The 17,783-nt window shown below is 61.3% G+C and carries 15 protein-coding genes and 1 tRNA gene; 6 read left to right on the top strand and 10 right to left on the bottom strand.

Annotated features, from left to right (window positions below; genetic code table 11):
• Position 1 precedes the first annotated feature (1 nt).
• A complete protein-coding gene (locus tag AC07TV_RS02765; protein WP_494646872.1) occupies positions 2-2,035 on the top strand; it encodes an ATP-binding protein in 2,034 nt (677 codons plus the stop codon).
• A 66-nt stretch (positions 2,036-2,101) separates the two neighbouring features.
• On the opposite strand, the gene AC07TV_RS02760 is transcribed toward AC07TV_RS02765, so the two are convergent.
• Positions 2,102-2,178: transfer RNA gene (locus AC07TV_RS02760), tRNA-Arg, on the bottom strand.
• Between the two features lie 104 nt (positions 2,179-2,282).
• On the opposite strand from AC07TV_RS02760, the gene AC07TV_RS02755 reads away from it, so the two are divergent.
• A complete protein-coding gene (locus tag AC07TV_RS02755; RefSeq protein WP_494646871.1) occupies positions 2,283-3,146 on the top strand; it encodes an HDOD domain-containing protein in 864 nt (287 codons plus the stop codon).
• Between the two features lie 2 nt (positions 3,147-3,148).
• Here AC07TV_RS02755 and AC07TV_RS02750 read toward each other — a convergent pair whose 3' ends face one another.
• Entirely contained in the window at positions 3,149-3,649 is a 501-nt protein-coding gene (locus tag AC07TV_RS02750; RefSeq protein ID WP_494646870.1) for a C40 family peptidase, read from the bottom strand.
• 63 nt (positions 3,650-3,712) lie between these two features.
• Between AC07TV_RS02750 and AC07TV_RS02745 the strand changes: the two genes are divergently transcribed.
• Positions 3,713-5,167 (top strand): NAD-dependent succinate-semialdehyde dehydrogenase, encoded by a 1,455-nt coding sequence (locus AC07TV_RS02745; RefSeq protein WP_494646869.1) that lies wholly within the window; start codon positions 3,713-3,715, stop codon positions 5,165-5,167.
• Positions 5,168-5,169: 2 nt separating this feature from the next.
• A complete protein-coding gene (locus AC07TV_RS02740; RefSeq protein ID WP_494646868.1) occupies positions 5,170-5,826 on the top strand; it encodes a glycine-rich domain-containing protein in 657 nt (218 codons plus the stop codon).
• 4 nt (positions 5,827-5,830) lie between these two features.
• On the opposite strand, the gene AC07TV_RS02735 is transcribed toward AC07TV_RS02740, so the two are convergent.
• From AC07TV_RS02735 to glnL, 8 genes are read right to left on the bottom strand one after another with little or no spacing between them, the layout of a single operon-like run.
• Entirely contained in the window at positions 5,831-5,974 is a 144-nt protein-coding gene (locus tag AC07TV_RS02735; protein ID WP_494646867.1) for a hypothetical protein, read from the bottom strand.
• On the bottom strand, positions 5,974-7,899 hold the full coding sequence (locus tag AC07TV_RS02730) for a DUF4178 domain-containing protein (RefSeq protein ID WP_494646866.1): 1,926 nt from the start codon (positions 7,897-7,899) through the stop codon (positions 5,974-5,976). The genes AC07TV_RS02735 and AC07TV_RS02730 overlap by 1 nt, the downstream gene beginning before the upstream one ends.
• A 10-nt stretch (positions 7,900-7,909) precedes the next feature.
• A complete protein-coding gene (locus AC07TV_RS02725) occupies positions 7,910-8,923 on the bottom strand; it encodes an SPFH domain-containing protein (RefSeq protein ID WP_494646865.1) in 1,014 nt (337 codons plus the stop codon).
• Positions 8,924-8,942: 19 nt separating this feature from the next.
• Entirely contained in the window at positions 8,943-9,344 is a 402-nt protein-coding gene (locus AC07TV_RS02720; protein ID WP_494646864.1) for a DUF350 domain-containing protein, read from the bottom strand.
• A 57-nt stretch (positions 9,345-9,401) separates the two neighbouring features.
• A complete protein-coding gene (locus AC07TV_RS02715; RefSeq protein WP_494646863.1) occupies positions 9,402-10,118 on the bottom strand; it encodes a type III pantothenate kinase in 717 nt (238 codons plus the stop codon).
• Positions 10,115-10,906 carry a biotin--[acetyl-CoA-carboxylase] ligase gene (locus AC07TV_RS02710; RefSeq protein WP_494646862.1) on the bottom strand — a complete coding sequence of 264 codons (792 nt, stop codon included), beginning with the start codon at positions 10,904-10,906 and terminating at the stop codon, positions 10,115-10,117. The genes AC07TV_RS02715 and AC07TV_RS02710 overlap by 4 nt, the downstream gene beginning before the upstream one ends.
• A gap of 10 nt (positions 10,907-10,916) precedes the next feature.
• Positions 10,917-12,329 carry a nitrogen regulation protein NR(I) gene (gene ntrC, locus AC07TV_RS02705; RefSeq protein WP_494647372.1) on the bottom strand — a complete coding sequence of 471 codons (1,413 nt, stop codon included), beginning with the start codon at positions 12,327-12,329 and terminating at the stop codon, positions 10,917-10,919.
• Between the two features lie 49 nt (positions 12,330-12,378).
• A complete protein-coding gene (gene glnL, locus AC07TV_RS02700; protein WP_494646861.1) occupies positions 12,379-13,449 on the bottom strand; it encodes a nitrogen regulation protein NR(II) in 1,071 nt (356 codons plus the stop codon).
• A gap of 91 nt (positions 13,450-13,540) precedes the next feature.
• On the opposite strand from glnL, the gene AC07TV_RS02695 reads away from it, so the two are divergent.
• Together AC07TV_RS02695 and AC07TV_RS02690 are read left to right on the top strand one after the other, a co-directional pair.
• A complete protein-coding gene (locus AC07TV_RS02695) occupies positions 13,541-14,629 on the top strand; it encodes an efflux RND transporter periplasmic adaptor subunit (RefSeq protein ID WP_494646859.1) in 1,089 nt (362 codons plus the stop codon).
• Between the two features lie 3 nt (positions 14,630-14,632).
• Positions 14,633-17,770, top strand: coding sequence for an efflux RND transporter permease subunit (locus AC07TV_RS02690; protein ID WP_494646858.1), 3,138 nt, complete (start codon positions 14,633-14,635; stop codon positions 17,768-17,770).
• Positions 17,771-17,783 lie beyond the last annotated feature (13 nt).

Raw genomic sequence — 17,783 nt, 5'->3', positions numbered from 1 at the left:
CATGGATATTTTTGTCTGGAATGACAGCTTCGTTACCGGCCAACCTCAGGTCGACACCGAGCATCAGGGGCTGGTGACCCTGATCAACTGGATCATCGAGCATCAGTCCACATCCACGCCACCGGAAGAAATCGACAAGGTGCTGGCGCAGCTCGTTGAGTACGCGGTAACGCACTTCCAGCACGAAGAAGAGTTGATGGCCAGCACCGGCTGCGACCCACGTTTCGTCGAAATCCATCACAACGTGCATGTCGATTTCGGCCAGCAAGTGGTCAGGATGCGCGACATGCAGAGCGGCGACCTCGAATTCCTGTTGCGTTTCCTGAGTAGCTGGCTGGCCCATCACATCCTCGGCATGGACCAGTCGATGGCCCGCCAAATCCGGAAAATCCAGGCAGGCATACCCCCCGAGCAGGCCTTCAACGAGGAAAAAAACATGGTCGCCGACCCGGCGACGACCAGCCTGCTCAGCGGCATGAATGCGATGTTCCGCATGATCGCGGCGCGCAACGACGAACTGGAAAAGGTCAACACGACCCTCGAAGCCCAGGTCGAGGCGCGCACCCAAGCCCTAACGCAGACCAACGAACAACTGCTGGTCGAACAGGGTCGTTTAAAGCTGGCCATGCAACAGGTCGAAATGACCCAGAAAAAACTGCTCGAATCGGAACACAAGCGCGCCGAGGCAAGCAAACGCAATATGCAGCAATTGCTCGCTCAAATTATCGATGGCGACCCTGTTCCGACCTTCGTCATCGACGCCAATCATCAAATCACCCACTGGAACCAGGCTTGCGCAATGATCAGCGGCCTGCCGGCAGCCAAGATGGTCGGCACTACAGAGCAATGGAAGGCTTTCTATCCGGAGAGTCGCCCGGTGATGGCCGACCTGATCGTTGACGGAAGTCTTGAAGAACAGTTCGACACCTACTACCACGGCATTTTTCGGCGCTCAGCCAATATCGGCGGCGCCTTCGAGGGTGAGGCCTTGTTCCCCCATATGGGCGAAAATGGGCGTTGGCTGTTCTTTACTGCGGCGCCATTGTGCGATGCCGAGGGACAACGGATTGGCGCCATTGAAACCCTGCAGGATGTGACCGAGCGCCACCGCGCCGAGGACGACCTGCGGCAATACCAGAACCGCCTGGAAGAAATCGTAGCGGAACGCACCTCACAGCTCGGCGAGGCCAATATCAAGCTGGAGAACGACCGGAAGGAACTTGAACTCCTGCTACGCAAGGTCGAAGAGGCACAACAACAACTTCTGCAGTCCGAGAAAATGGCTGCCATCGGCCAACTTGCGGCAGGCGTCGCGCACGAGATCAACAATCCGGTCGGTTTCGTCAACTCCAACCTGGGCACCCTGAAAACCTACGTTTCCCAACTGCTCAACGTCATCAGCGCCTACGAAGCCGGAGTGCCAGACGAGATTTCAGCAGCTCGCAAGAAAGCCGATCTCGACTTTCTTCGCGAAGACCTTCCATCATTGGTTGCCGAGTCGCAGGAAGGCCTGAGCCGCGTCACCAAGATCGTTCAGGACCTCAAGGATTTCTCCCACGTCGATCAGGCCGAACATCAGCGCGCCGACCTCAACGCCGCGATTGAAAGCACCCTGAACGTGGTCTGGAACGAGCTCAAATACAAAGCCGAAATTATCCGTGAACTGGGCGACATTCCGCCCGTGGACTGCGTGCCGGCGCAGATCAACCAGGTATTCATGAACCTGCTGGTCAATGCCGCCCAGGCCATTGAGCAACAGGGCAAGATTTACGTGCGTTCGGGAACCGAGAACAAGCAAGTCTGGTTTGAGGTCGAGGACACCGGACAAGGCATGAGCGAAGAAGTCCGCAACCGGATTTTCGAGCCATTCTTCACCACCAAACCGGTCGGCAAAGGCACCGGTCTGGGCTTGTCAATTTCTTACGACATCATCGTCAAAAAACACGGCGGGCAACTGGATGTACGCAGCATCCCCGGTCAGGGAACCTGCTTCCGGCTTTCGCTGCCGCTTGAAAGCCCGCAGGAGGCGTCCTGATTTCCGTAAAAAACCAGTCCCCGGCATGAAAAAGGCCACTCGAAAGTGGCCTAAATCATTGAATTTTGGTGCGCCCGACTGAATTCGAATCAGTGACCCCTGCCTTCGGAGGGCAGTACTCTATCCAGCTGAGCTACGGGCGCTTTGAGAGGGAAGGATTCTACCCCCAAGGGAAGCCTTGCGTCCATGACACCTGATCGATTAAGCTCCATCGAATCAACAATATTGCATAAATTATCAAATTGCCATGCCCCTTAGCAGCCACGAACTGTCGCCCGAAGACCTGCAGAAAGTCATAGCAACCATTGATATCCCGACTTGCCCGCGCATGGTCTGCGACGCCATGGAAGAAGGGCAAAAAGACGAGCCGGACTTGATTCGGCTCGCCGAGATCATTGGCAGCGATGCAGGCATGTCGGCCTCCGCCCTGAAACTCGCCAATTCGCCATTGTTTGGCACGAGCAGTCCGGTTTCCAGCGTACGCAAGGCCGTCGAGCGTCTCGGAACGAAGAATGTCGTCTGCGTGGTCGTTGCTTCGGCCCTGCGCGCCAGCGTCACGGGCCTGCCGGCGGCGTGGATCGAGCAATTCTGGAAGCGGACAACGATGCTGTCCCTTGCATCGAGCATGATTGCCCGCCGCCAGTACGGAATTTCGGCTGATGCTGCGTACACTTACGCGTTGTTTCACGACGCGGCGATACCGCTATTGATGCGGCGCTTCCCGAATTACGGTGAGGTGCTCGAAAAATGCCGTCGCGAAGGCATCATGCTGAATGTAGCCGAGGAACAGTATTTCCCCTGCAGCCATCCCGTCGTTGGCTCGTTGCTGGTGCGCAACTGGGGGTTGCCGGCGATACTCGGTCAGGCCATCCGCTTTCATCACGAGAAAGACGCCTACGACCTGCCGGATCGGACTTTGCCGGGCGGCGCACTTTCGCTGATTGCGGTAACTCAGGTCGCCGAGCACCTGCTCAGCGAAGTCCTTGACGAGGACATCAAGGTCGGCAACGATTTGTTTGAGCGGGCGCAGGACTTCCTCGGCATCTCGACCGACGACCTCGACGAACTTCGGCACCAGGTCGCTGCGGCGATCGAGTCCGGCACCAGCTGAGTTCAGTCGAAGAACGTTCTCGCCGCCTCAAAGCGTGAGGCGTAATAGCGGTCACTCAGGCGGTCGATGCGAACCTTCCCGTTGGTCGACGGGGCATGGATGAAACGTGCATCGCCGATGAATATCCCGACATGCGAATACGAGCGGTTGAGGGTATTGAAGAAAACCAGATCGCCCGGCCGTAATTCGGTGCGTTCGATCGCCCGGCCATTGCGGGCGATGTCGGCGGCGCTGCCCTGCACCTTCAGGCCCGCCGCCCGGCCATAGATGTAGCTGACCATGCCGCTGCAATCGAGCCCGGCTTCCGGGTTCTTGCCGCCAAAACGATAGCCGGTATCGATCAGCCCCATGGCGTAGAAAACCACTTCATTGCCCTTCTCGCTGACCGGACGCGAACCTTGCGCTATAGTTTCCGGCGAGGAGCCGGAACGCAGCGCGGGACTGCCGCAGGCGGCGACCAGCAGTACCGAAACTAGGGAGAGCAACAGGGTGGCAGTGCGCATCAGGCTAATGCTCTTTCTTGAAACAGTTGCTAACTTAGCGTTTTTACAGGATTTTTCAACCCCATGAAACTGCAAAATACCGACTTGCTACGGTCAACCGGAAAAATTGGCCAAAATTGGAATGCCGCCGACGATGGTTCGACCTTCGCCGTGATCAACCCGGCAAGCGGCAACCAGATCGGCGAAGTGCCGCTCTGCGGCGCCACCGAAACCCGCCGTGCCATCGATGCCGCCAACGCCGCCTGGCCAGCCTGGCGCGCCCTGACTGCTCGTCGCCGCGCCCAGATTCTACAGGCCTGGAACCGGCTGATCCTCGACAACGTCGACGATCTGGCGCAGATCATCACGGCCGAATGCGGCAAGCCGCTGGCCGAAGCCAAGGGCGAAGTCATCTACGGTGCGTCCTTCATCGAATGGTTTGCTGAGGAAGGCAAGCGCACTTACGGCGAGAGCATTCCCAGCCCGGCCTCGAATACCCGGCTGATCGTCATCAAGCAGCCAATCGGCGTCTGCGCGGCGATCACGCCGTGGAATTTCCCCTTCGCCATGATCACGCGCAAGGTTGCCCCGGCCCTGGCCGCCGGTTGTCCGGTCGTCATCAAGCCGGCCGAAGCGACGCCGCTCAGCGCGCTGGCGCTGGCTGTGCTGGCCGAGCAGGCAGGTTTCCCGGCCGGGGTGTTGAACGTGATAACCGGCAAGCCGGCCGAAATCGGCGGCGAACTGTGCGCCAACCCGATCGTCCGCAAGCTGTCGTTTACCGGCTCGACTGCTGTCGGCCGCCTGCTCATGGCGCAATGCGCGCCGACCATCAAGAAATTGTCGCTTGAACTCGGCGGCAACGCGCCATTCATCGTTTTTGACGACGCCGATGTCAATGCTGCGGTCGACGGCGCTTTGGCGGCAAAATACCGGAACACGGGCCAGACCTGCGTTTGCGCCAATCGCTTTCTCGTTCAGTCGGGCATCTACGAGGAATTTGCCGCCAAATTCGCCGACAAGGCGCGTGGCCTAAAGGTTGGCGACGGCACCGAATCAGGCGTCGCCCAAGGCCCGTTGATCAACGCTGCCGGCCTGAGCAAGGTCGAGGCTCACGTCGCCGATGCGCTCAGCAAGGGTGCCCGCGTGCTGTGTGGTGGCGCCCGTCACGAACGCGGTGGCAATTTCTTCCAGCCGACCGTGCTGGCCGATGTCACAACCGCCATGCAGGTCGCCCGCGAAGAAACCTTCGGTCCGGTCGCCCCGCTCTTCAAATTCGAAACCGAGGCCGAGGCCATCGCCATGGCCAACGACACCGAGTTCGGCCTGGCCGCCTATTTCTTCACGCGCGATGTCGGCCGTTGCTGGCGGGTGGGTGAGGCGCTCGAATACGGCATGGTCGGCGTCAACACCGGGCTCATTTCCAATGAAGTCGCGCCCTTTGGCGGCATCAAGCAATCCGGCCTCGGCCGCGAAGGCTCGAAGTACGGCATCGAGGACTACCTCGAAATCAAATATCTCTGCTTCGATATCAACGGCTGAAAATGGGCAAGATTGTTCTCATTTCACTGCTGGTTCTGGCTAGCGTGCTGCTCTGGCGCAACTGGAGCCGGCAGCGGCGCGGCGCGTATATCGCGGCCTATCCCTACCAGCGTTTCCTCGACCAGCGGCTGGCGGCCCGCCGCCCGGAACTGAGCGCCGAGCAGCGCAGCGAAGTTTTCGCGGCGCTCGACGATTATTTTCAGCTTTGCCGCAAGGCTGGCCGACACATGGTCGCCATGCCGTCGCAGGCGGCAGACGACGCCTGGCACGAGTTCATCCTGTTCACGCGTCAGTACGACAAGTTCTGCCGCCACGCCTTCGGCCGCTTCCTGCACCACACGCCGGCCGAGGCCATGAGCACGCCAACCCAGGCCAGCGATGGCCTCAAGCGTGCGTGGCGACTGGCCTGTGCGCACGAGAAAATCAACCCGAAAACCCCGGAACGCCTGCCCCGCCTGTTTGCACTCGATGCCGCGCTGGGCATCGCCGGTGGCTTCGTCTATCAACTGGACTGCCTGGCGGCCAGCGGTGGCGCGGCGGGTTCGGGCTATTGCGCCAGCCACATTGGCTGCAGCGGCAGTAGTGGCGGATGTTCCGGCGACTCAGGCTCTTCCGATGGCGGCGGTTGCGGCGGCGGCTGCGGCGGAGGCGGGGACTAGCCGATTATTTGTGGTAAGTCCGGCTGCTGCCGGAACCGCCGTGCGACGGGTTGGCGACGTTGTCGAACAGGTTCCAGCCCTGCTGCTGGGCGTATGCAAAAAGCAGCACGGCGAAGACACCGGTGGCGAGCGTAAACTTGTCGAACATCAGTCGTCTCCATCCGAATCGTCACTGCTCACCGGCGCGTGGTCGCTTTCGGCCCAGCGCCGCGCCTCGAAGGCGGCATGGCGGGTGGCGGTGAAGATCGGGAAGACGATCAGGAAAATCATCACCAGCACGAAATTCGACCAGCCGGCGCCGGCTGTATGCACTTCGACACGGTCGCGCACGGCCATCGGTTTGTCCGGCGCCATGTCCGGGTCGAGGGTCAGGTAGTAGGTGCCGGCCGGAATATTCAGGAAGACGATTTCGTCGCTCTGGCTACCCTCGGTCCACCGCCCATCGTCATATCCGCTGTAGAACGACAACTCGCGGGTGGCTGGCCAGGCGGCGCCGGTCACCTTGTTGACCAGCATCATGTCGAGGCCGATCCAGTTGTTGTCGAGTGAGGTCTGGTTGTGCACGGCGATCTTGCGCGGCTTGCCGGTAATCTCGAACTCACGGGTTTGCACCTCGTCGCCGCGCAAGGGTTCGAAGGTGAAATCCTGACGGAGCAGCAATTTGCCGCTGGAAACGAAGATGAAGAAGGCCTGAACCAGAATGGCGGCCAGCGCCAGCTTCCAGAACAGCCCCCAAATCCGCCGATTCGTCTCGCTCCATGAATTCGGCTGGTTGGCAAAAACGCCTGTCGGCTCGGGCAAATCTGCTTTCAGTTTGAAAGCCTCGGCGATCACTTGCGGCTCGACGTAGAAACCCTGTGACCAGGTCAGATCGTTGCCCGTCGACTCGCTCGACAGCATGAGCGGCGGCGCCACGTAATCGACGACGCGATTGGTTTCGCCGCGCCTGACCCGCCAAGTAAACTCGCCGGCCACCTGGACGACCTCGGCCGCCTGGGTAGTCGAGAAATGCTTGAAGACCTCTCCGCCAAAACGAACGTTATCGACTTCGACAATGCCGCCCGCCGGTGGCTTGGACAGCACATCGACCACATTCCAGTGGCCGTTGTATTCGGTCAGCCAGCGATAGCTGCCATGCTCTCCTGCCAGCAGGTACTCGCTCCAGTTATAGGCCAGACCGTCGACGACACAGCGTTTGACGAGAAAGCCGATGACCTCGACCGGCTTGCCCTCAAGCCGGCCCCTGCTGCCGATCGGTAGACGTGGCGAGTATTTTTCGTCGCGCATGCCGAGCGATTTCGACAGAATCTTGTAGCTCTCGTCGGCCGTATCAACCACCGCGCCACAGGAAGCACAGCCGACCGCGAGAATTTCCCGCGAGCGGGCCGCCATCGGCGAGCCGCAAGCCGGGCAGCGGAAAACGCGGGCTTCGACCATCTTGGTCGGAACGGCCATGCCGTCGCGCAGGTTGGCCATTTTCAGCGAACTAAAATCGACCGCCTCGCCAACGAACAACAGCGGCGGCGTTTCCGAATAATCCAGCGTGGCGAAACTGGCCTGATTTCGCAGGTCGACCGCAGCAACCGGATAACCGGCGCCGACCTTGAATGGCAACTCGCCCTGGCCGGCCACGCACTCGGCGTTCTCAATATTGCTGACCGTCCACGTCTGGCTGGCCAGCACAAAGCGCTGGCCGATCTTCAGGTCATCAAATTGCGGCAACGCCTCCGCCACGAACTGCGCGAAGGTGAGCACATACTCACCGCCAGCCTCCGACAGCCAGCCAGTCCGCATGTCGTCAAAGAGCAGGTGCCACTCGTTCCAGATACCCTGGCTGTACTTGATCTGGATGCGCCCGATCAGGGCGAAATGGACGCCCTTGTAGCTGCCTTCGGCGCCCAGTTGCAGCGGTGAGCGGTCCTCGACCAGCGCCGCCATCTTGCCGATGTCTTCGAGATTCTGGTCGTGACGAACCAGCGTGCTCTGGCAATATTCGCAGACAGCAAAGACCGAGGACGCCGATTTAAAGACAACCGGCGCCCCGCAGGAAGGGCAGTGGGCGCTTACAGCCACGTTGCTACGGTCAACTCAGTTTTTTGAGCAATTCCGCTTTTTTGGCGTCGAATTCGGCTTGGCTCAGGATGCCTTTTTCGACCAGCCCGTGCAGCTTTTCGAGCGTTGCAACGACTTCGTCGGCCGACATCGGCGCCGCGGCGGGGGCTGGTGCCGTCGGCTGCAGTGCAGCGCCCATCGCCTGACCCATGACTTGCCCGAAGCCGACACCAGCCCCGAGGCCAACGCCCATCGCCGCCATGCCGCCTTCGTTCTTTGCCGCATCGGGAATGCTGTTGGCAACCTGGTACTGCGTGTAGCGCTGCATGTCGCCGATCATGTTCATGCCGATCTTCTGGTCGAGAATCTTCTGCAGCTCTTCGGGCAGCGAAACGTTCTGGACAACCAGCGAGTCCAGCGCCAGACCGTACTCGGCAAACATCGGCGCCGCCTTGGCCAGCATCGCCTTGCCGAACTCGTCCTGATTGGCCGCCATGTCGATGAAGGCCACGCCGGATTCGCCGAACAGGTCGGTCAGGCCGGCGACCAGAGTGTTGCGCAACTGGCCTTCGAGTTCCTCGCGGCCGTAGCTGTCACGGGTGCCGGAAATCTTCTGGTAGAAAGTCTTCGGGTCGGTCAGGTGATACGAATAGATACCGAAGGCGCGCAGGCGGACGATGCCGAATTCCTTGTCGCGGATGGTGATCGGATTCGGCGTGCCCCACTTCTGGTCGATCTGGGTGCGCGTCGAGAAGAAGTAGACGTCGGACTTGAACGGGGATTCGAACAGCTTGTCCCAGTTTTTCAGGTAGGTCAGGACCGGCAGTGTCTGCGTCGTCAGCTTGTACATGCCGGGCGCAAAGACATCGGCGACAGTGCCTTCGTTGACGAACATTGCCACCTGCGAGTCGCGCACCGTCAAGCTGGCACCATTCTGGATTTCCATCTCGGCCATCGGAAAGCGCCAGGCCAGCGTCCCGTCGCCATCCTCGGTCCATTGCAGGATGTCGATAAACTGTTTCTTGATGAAGTCCATCAGAGCCATGTGTTTTCTCCTTGAATGGTCAGGCGATGCAGCCGGCGTTGAGAATGCCGACGCCGAGGGAAAGCGAAGCGAGGAATATCCCGGAGGCAACCTTGCCCTGCGGAATGTTCAGATTGATCTGCGGCAGCGCGAAGCGGGCGATGATGTAAGCCATGAGCTGGACGACACAGGCGACGACGCCCCAGCCGATCATCACGTAAATGTTGTGGCTGGCCGCCACCGAAACGGCAATCGGCAGGGCGTAGCCGATGATGGCCCCGGCCAGGCTGATCGCCGCGGCGGTATTGCCCTCGCGGATCAGGGCCAGCTCGCTGTAGGGCGTAACAAAGACGTAGAGAACGAGAAAGACGGCAAGCAGCCCGACGGCTGTCGCGAAATAGCCGGCAAAGGCCGGCAGGCTGCTAATGACCGGATCGAACATGGAATCTCCCGGAGGTGGCGCAATGACAGCGGATTGTCACCGCTCGCCGGCGTTTGTTCAAGCGTCGAACGCCAGACGGAGCAAACCTTCCATCGGCAAATTGGCGACCGCCCGCCAACGGATGCTGAGATGCGGGGCCAGACTGGCTGCGTTGCCGCCGGACAGCAGGCAGACCTTGTCGATGTTGCCCAGTCGCTGCCAGGCCCGTTCTATGGCACCGACCTGCGCCTCGATGCAGCCGGTGACAATGGCGTCGTCGGTGCAGCGCGGATAGTCGGCGTGGCGGCCGTCGGCAAACGGCAGCGCCGCCGTGTCGGCAGCCAACGAACGGCGCATCAGATCGCCGCCGGGCAGGATCATTCCACCGAGGAAATTGCCATCGGCGTCGAGGGTGTCGATGGTCGTCGCCGTTCCCGCCATGACGACGATGGCCGCCGTCCGGCTCAAGCCACGGGCGCCGATCAGCGCGCACCAGCGGTCGACGCCGAGCTGGGACGGATTGCGATATTGGTTGGTCACGCCGCAACGCGTCGTTTCCGAGCGGGCTTCAAAAAACACCTGCAGCCATGGCGCCAGCTGCTCGCGAATTCGCCCGCCAGCCTCGGCACCGGCGACATTGGCCAGCAGGACCTTGTCGGGATTTGGCCAGTCGCTGACCAGTCGCTGCAACTGTTCGACCTCGGCGTGGGCGACGGCGCCCTGGGCGAGCCATTGCTTGCCATCATGGACGCCCCATTTGATGCGGCTATTGCCGCTGTCGAGACAGACGATCATGCGCGGCGCAGGCTGACGTCGCCGGAGAAGATGCGTTCGATCCCGGCTGCGGTTTCGAGCAACAGCGCGCCGTCGTCATCGACACCGAGGCAGCGGCCACGTTTCGGATCTTCACCATCGCCAAGGATTTGCACAGCCTGATCCTGCCAGGCGTGGTAGCTCTGCCATTTCACTTTTAGCCCAAAAAACCGGTTGACCGTGAAAGTGTCGAGGACGGCCGCCAACTGGCCGAGGATGGTGGCAAATATGTCATGGGGATCAACAGGGAGAGGACAAGCCTGGCTCAAACCGGCCGCTGGCTGCGGCAGATCGCCCGTTGGCGGGGCGAGGTTGAGGCCGATGCCGATGATCGCCTGCGTGCCTCGGCGGTCGGACGACAATTCGATCAGGATGCCGGCCAGCTTGGCAACATCGTCGCCGGAACGCAGCAGCACATCGTTCGGCCATTTCAGGCAAACACCCTTGGCGCCCAGGTTTTCCATGGCCTGAGCGAGACCAACACCAACCGCCAGCGACAAGCCGCTCAGGCTGGCCGCATTGCCGGGAAATCGCCAGAGCAGCGAAAAGGTCAAACTGGATTCGGGCGATGACAACCAGCTTCGCCCGCGCCGCCCCCGCCCGGCACTTTGCTGGTCGGCGACAACGACCGAGCCGGACGGAGCGCCGCGCTCGGCTCGGCGCATCAGTTCGCTGCTTGTCGAATCACATTCGTCCAGCGCGTCCACGTCAAAGCGGCCGGCCAGGCTAGCCAGCCGCGCTTTCAGCAAGACAGGATCGATCAGAGTCATGCCGCGGATTTTACTCCGCCGCGTGCTCCTTGCCGCCATCGATGCCGAGTTCGGCGATCTTGCGGGTGATCGTGTTGCGCCCGATGCCCAGCGCCTGCGCCGCCTCGATCCGTCGACCGCCGGTATGGGCCAGCGCCCGGGCGATCAGGATGCGTTCGAAAACCTGCGACAGAACGCCGTGAATATCCGGAATGCCGCGTGCCAGCATGCGGTCGGCCTCGCCTTCCAGCGCGCTTTCCCAGTCGGTGGCCAGCGCCACCGGTGTTGCCTCGCGCAGCTCTCCCGGCAGGTCGCTGATATCGACCTGTTGCCCCGGCGCCATGACGGTCAGCCAGTGGCAAAGGTTTTCCAGTTGACGAACATTGCCCTGAAAATCGAGGCCGCTCAGGTATTTCAAGGCGGCTTCGGTCAGCCGCTTGGTTTCGACGCCCAACTCCCGCGCGCTCTTCTGCAGGAAATGGCGGGTCAGCAGGGGAATGTCTTCACGACGCTCACGCAGCGCCGGCAGGCGGATACGGATGACGTTCAGACGGTGGAACAAGTCTTCGCGGAACAGCCCATCCTTGACCCGCGTGTCGAGATTCTGGTGGGTCGCTGCAATAACCCGGACGTTGGCCTTGATCGGCGAATGGCCGCCGACGCGGTAGAAGTGCCCGTCCGACAATACGCGCAGCAGGCGGGTCTGCAACTCGGCCGGCATGTCACCAATTTCATCGAGAAACAGCGTACCGCTCTCGGCCTGCTCGAAGCGCCCACGCCGCTGGGCCTGGGCGCCAGTAAAAGCGCCGCGCTCATGGCCAAACAGTTCGGACTCCAGCAAATCCTTGGGAATCGCCGCTGTGTTGATGGCAATGAACGGCTTGTCGGCCCGCGGGCTATGGCGATGCAGCGCACGTGCCACGAGTTCCTTGCCGGAACCCGACTCGCCGGTGATCAACACCGTCGCGTGCGACAGGGCCAAGCGCCCGATGGCGCGGAAGACTTCCTGCATTGCCGGCGCCTGACCGAGAATCTCCGGAACCAGCCCTTCTTCCTCAGCCGCACCGCTTTGGTGCATTGACTCGTCGATGGCACGGCGGATCAGCTCGACCGCCTGATCGACGTCGAAGGGTTTCGGCAGGTATTCGAAAGCGCCGCCCTGGAAGGCGGCGACCGCGCTTTCCAGATCGGAGTAGGCGGTCATGATGATGACCGGCACCGACGGGAAACGGGTTTTCACCTCCTGCAGCAACTCCAACCCGGACTGGCCGGGCATGCGGATGTCCGACATCAGCACCTGCGGCGGTTCGATGCCTTGTTCGAGCTGCGAAATGGCCTCACTGGCCGAGGCAAAACTCTTGAACGGGATGCCTTCGCGGGACAGGGTTTTTTCCAGCACCCAGCGGATGGAGCGATCATCGTCTACGACCCAGACCGGTTTCATATTTTGTTGGCTCATTTTGTTTGCAGAATGGCCTGAATAGAAGCAAGACTCAAGCCTGCTCAACCGGCAGATTCAGCGTGAAGACCGTGTGGCCGGGCCGGCTGACACAATTGATCGTGCCGTGATGATGCTGGATGAAATTCTGGGCGATGGTCAGCCCCAGGCCGCTTCCGCCTTCGCGCCCGGAAACCAGCGGATAGAACATGCGCTCGCGGATTTCGTCGGAAATACCCGGGCCGTTGTCGATGACCTTGATTTCCATGGCCAGGCGATAGCGCTTTTTGGCCAGCGTCACTTGCCGCAACGAACGCGTGCGGAGAACTATCTCGCCCTCGCCGCCCATCGCCTGTGCGGCATTGCGGGCAATATTGAGAACGGCCTGAATCAATTGCTCACGATCACCGACCAGTTCCGGCAGGCTGGTATCGTAATCACGACGAACGCTCAGCGAACCGGGGAACTCGGCGGTCAGCAGGCTGCGCACCCGCTCGAGGATTTCGTGGATATTGACCGTCGTCGGCAACATCGCCCGATGCGGGGTGAGCAAGCGCTGCATCAAGTCCTGCAGGCGGTCCGCCTCCTTGATGATGACCTGGGTGTATTCCTTGAGCGACGGATTGGCCAGCTCATGCTCCAGCAACTGGGCAGCGCCCCGAATGCCGCCGAGCGGATTCTTGATCTCGTGGGCCAGATTGCGGATCAGTTCGCGACTGACCTGTTGCTGCTCGATCAGGCGCTCTTCGCGGGTCGCCGCCAAATGGTGCTGGATCGGCTGCAATTCAAGCAGCAGACGGACGCCAGGGGCGATATCCGGGCGTAGCGGTGTCACCGTGCAGTTGATGTTGAGCGCTTCGCCATCGCTGCGTTTCAGCTCGACATTCTGGCCGGTGTAACCCCAATTGTTGTTCAGACCATTGTCGAGGGCCGACTGCAGGGTCGCCGAGCAAGTGCATACCGCCGTCAGCGTCTGACCAATCACGGCGCGGCTACTTACAGCCAGCAGGTTTTCGCCGGCCGCGTTGATATAGCGGATGGCAAGTGCATCATCCAGCAGGAGCACTGCCGAAGCCAGCAGATCAAGGCCGGCAAAGGAAGAATGAGTAACGTTCATGCCCGCCATTGTAGCGATTCGACACCCCCTACTGATGATAACTTGCGTTACTGACCAATCGTTCATTATCATCCGGACACTGTCCACCGGACCTCCCTCCATGATCAAGACCGCTCCTTGTGTTGCCGCTTTACTGGTTACCGCAGCTACCGTTCTCGCTGGCTGCCAGGCTGGCGATACCACGCCACCAGCGTCCCGTGTCGTGCTGGTCCAGGCCGCGGCCAGTACACCACTGACCAGCAGCGTCTATACCGGCGAAATCCGCGCCCGGCATGAGGTCGATCTGGCTTTCCGCGTTGGCGGCAAAATCGCCGCCCGCCTGGTCGATGCTGGCGCCGAAATCAAGGCCGGCCAGCCGCTGGCCCGCCTCGATCCAGCCGATCTTGAACTAGCTGCTACCGCCGCCCGCGCCCAATTGGCGGCCGCCGAAAGCGAGCACACCACGGCACACGCCGAGCGCGAACGCTACGCCGACCTGGTCGCCAAAAAATTCGTCAGCCAAGCCGCTTTCGACGCCAAGGACAACGCCTTCAACAGCGCCCGAGCCCGTCTCGAACAGGCCCGCGCACAGAGCCGCATCAGCGGCAACCAGACCAGCTACGGCACGCTGAGCAGCGAATTTCCAGCCATCGTCACGGCCGTTCTCGTCGATGCCGGCCAGGTCGTGACAGCCGGCCAGGCCGTGTTGCGCATTGCTCGCCCGGAAGAGAGGGAAGTTGCCATCGCCATCCCGGAAAGCCGTTTGGCCGAATTGAAAGCCGCCAAAAACCTCGCTGTCAGCCTGTGGGCCGCCCCGAAAATCATCTTGCGCGGCGAACTGCGTGAACTGTCGCCCGCCGCCGATCCGGCAACCCGCACCTACGCGGCACGCATCCGCATCGACAACCCGCCGCCCGAGGTTCGCCTCGGCATGACGGCACGCGTTATCCTCGATAACACCGCGGACAACAAGCTTCTCGTCCCCTTAAGCGCAGTGATCGATCTCGGGCAAGGTCCGCTGGTCCGCATCGTCAAGGATGGCAAAGTCGTCTCCCGGCCAGTCCAGGTCACCCATTTCCGGGAAGACGGTGTGGCGTTGAACGGCGGACTGGAGGCTGGTGAACTGGTCATCATCAGCGGCGCCGGCAAGCTGGTCGACGGTCAGGAAGTTCAGGCCAAGGCGGCCACACCGCCGGATCGGCAGCGCTAAGCGATGAGCCACCGCTTCAACCTGTCCGACTGGACGCTGCACCACCGCACGCTGGTTGGCTACTTCCTGCTCGCCATCGCGCTGATGGGTGTTTTTGCCTACGGCAAACTCGGCCAGGCCGAAGACCCGCCCTTCACCTTCAAAATCATGGTGATCCGCACCCTCTGGCCAGGTGCTACGGCGCGTCAGGTCGAGCAGCAACTGACCGACAGGATCGAGAAAAAACTGCAGGAAACACCTTACATCGACCGCGTCTCGAGCTTCTCCCGCCCCGGCGAATCGACGGTGATGTTCTTCGCCAAGGACAGCACGCCGCCGGCCAACGTGCCCGACGTTTTCTATCAGGTCCGCAAGAAAATCGGCGACATTCGCCACACCTTGCCGGCCGGCATTCAGGGGCCTTTTTTCAACGACGAGTTCGGCGACGTTTTTGGCAACATTTACGCGTTGACCGCAGAAGGTTTCGATTATCCGCAGCTCAAGGACCAGGCCGAGCGCATTCGCGATGAATTGCTGCGCGTGCCGCAGGTCGGCAAGGTTGAAATCTTCGGCATTCAGGACGAAAAGATTTACGTCGAACTCTCCAATGCCAAGCTCGCCACGCTGGGCATCGACCAGGCGACCATCGTCCAGGCGATGAATCAGCAGAATGCCGTAGCCGGCACCGGGTTCTTCGAGACGGCCAGCGAGCGCATCCAGATTCGGCCCGGCGGGGCTTTCAACAGCGTGCAGGCCGTTGCCGACACCCTGATCCGGGCTGGCGGCCGCAGTTTCCGGCTCGGCGATATCGCTGAGATCAAGCGCGGCACCATCGACCCGCCCGGCACCCAAGTGCGTTTTGGCGGCAAGCCCGCCCTCGCCATCGGCGTCTCGATGGCCAAGGGTGGCGACATCATCGAACTCGGCAAGGCCCTGAACACGCGCATCGCCAAGCTGCAGGCTGCCTTGCCGGCCGGCGTCGACATCGGCGTGGCGACCAGCCAGCCGGAAGCCGTCGCCCGTTCGGTCAAAGCCTTCACGCAGGCTCTGGCAGAAGCGGTGATCGTCGTCCTGCTCGTCACCTTCATCAGCCTCGGCATCCGCACCGGGCTGGTCGTCGCCATCTCCATTCCGCTCGTGCTGGCCGCCACCTTCCTTGCCATGTACCTGTTCAACGTCGGCCTGCACAAGGTGTCGCTCGGCGCGCTGGTTCTGGCGCTCGGCCTGCTGGTCGACGATGCGATCATTGCCGTCGAGATGATGTGGGTGAAGATGGAGCAGGGCTGGGAACGCACCCGCGCCGCCTCTTTCGCCTACACGAGCACGGCCGGACCGATGCTCTCGGGCACGCTGGTTACCGTCGCCGGCTTCATCCCGATTGCCCTGGCCAAGTCATCGACCGGCGAATACGCCTTTGCCTTCTTCCAGATCAATGCCGTCGCCCTGCTCATCTCGTGGCTGGCCGCCGTCATCGCCATTCCCTGGCTCGGCTACAAGCTGCTGCCCAACCCGCACGCAGCACACCAGAGCAGCCGTCTGGAAAACCGCCTGCCGCGCCTCGCTCGCCTGTTCGACAAGATCGGCCTGAATGGCCCGGCCCATGCTGAAGACCATGATGTCTACGGTACGCCGTTCTATACCCGCTTTCGCCAACTGGTCAGCTGGTGCGTCGGACGGCGCTGGCTGGTCATAGGCGTCACCATCATCCTGTTTGCGCTATCCATTGTCGGCATGATCAAGGTGCAGAAGCAGTTCTTCCCGAACTCGACCCGCCTGGAACTCAATGTCGAACTACGCCTCCCCGAGGGGGCGTCGATTGCCGCCATCAACGCCGAGACAAAGCACCTTGAACAGTGGCTGGACAAGGACAAGGCGGAATACGACCAGCTCGAACATTACATGGCCTTCGTTGGATCAGGAGCGCCGCGCTATTACCTCGGCCTGGACCAGCAACTGCCGGCCAGCAACGTCGGCCAGGTCGTCATCGTCACACGCGATGTCGAGGCGCGAGAAGCCGTCCGCGGTCGACTGATCAAACTGTTCGAAAATGACAGCTTCGCTGCTCGCGGCAACATCGCCCGCATCGAGAACGGGCCGCCGGTCGGTTATCCAGTGCAATACCGCATTTCCGGCGAAGACTTCGCCACGCTGCGTCAGGCGGCCACCAAGGTCGCCACGGTCATGCGCGAGAATCCGGAGTTGTCGAACGTTAATGTCGACTGGAGCGAACTGTCGAAGTCGGTCGAGATCGAAATCGATCAGGACAAGGCCCGCCTGCTCGGTGTTTCCAGCCAGGATATTGCCGCCCTGCTCAACATGTCGCTCAACGGCTATACGGTGACCAGCTACCGCGAAGGCGAGAAGAGCATCGATGTCGTCCTGCGTGGTGACCGCGAGGAACGCAACCACCTGTCGTCACTGGATGATCTGTCGGTACCGACACGCGCCGGCAAGAGCGTTCCGCTGAGCCAGATCGGCCGTCTCAAACACGGCTTCGAAGCAGGACTGATCTGGCGCCGCGACCGCCTGCCGACGATCACGGTGCGCGGCAACCTGTACGGCAAGATTCAGCCTGCCACGGTCGTCGACCGCATCAAACCGGAGATCGATGCCATCCAGGCCACCCTGCCCGACGGCTATCGCATCGCCACCGGAGGCTCGGTCGAGGAATCCTCCAAGGGCTCCGGCTCGGTGATGGCCGGCATCCCCCTCTTCGTACTGGCCGTGATTACCATCCTGATGATCCAGTTGCAAAGCGTTTCCCGCGTCGTCATGGTGCTGCTGACTGCTCCGCTCGGCATCATCGGGATAGCGCTGTTCCTGCTCGTTTTCCGGCAACCTTTCGGCTTCATGGCGCTACTCGGCACCATTGCGCTGTTCGGAATGATCATGCGCAACTCGGTGATTCTGGTCGACCAGATCGAGCAGGACATGGCCGCCGGCAAACCGCGCCACGAAGCAATTATCGAGTCGACCGTACGGCGTTTCCGGCCCATTGTGCTGACTGCAGCAGCGGCGGTGTTGGCAATGATTCCGCTGTCGCGCAACGACTTTTTCGGACCGATGGCCGTCGCCATCATGGGCGGCCTGATCGTCGCCACCGCGCTCACCCTGCTCTTCCTGCCAGCTCTCTACGCGGCTTGGTACAAGGTGAAAGCTTAGGTCAGTGATGGCC

Source organism: Azonexus sp. GW821-FHT04F04, from assembly GCF_059420025.1.
This window is presented reverse-complemented; position numbering and strand designations above follow the sequence as displayed.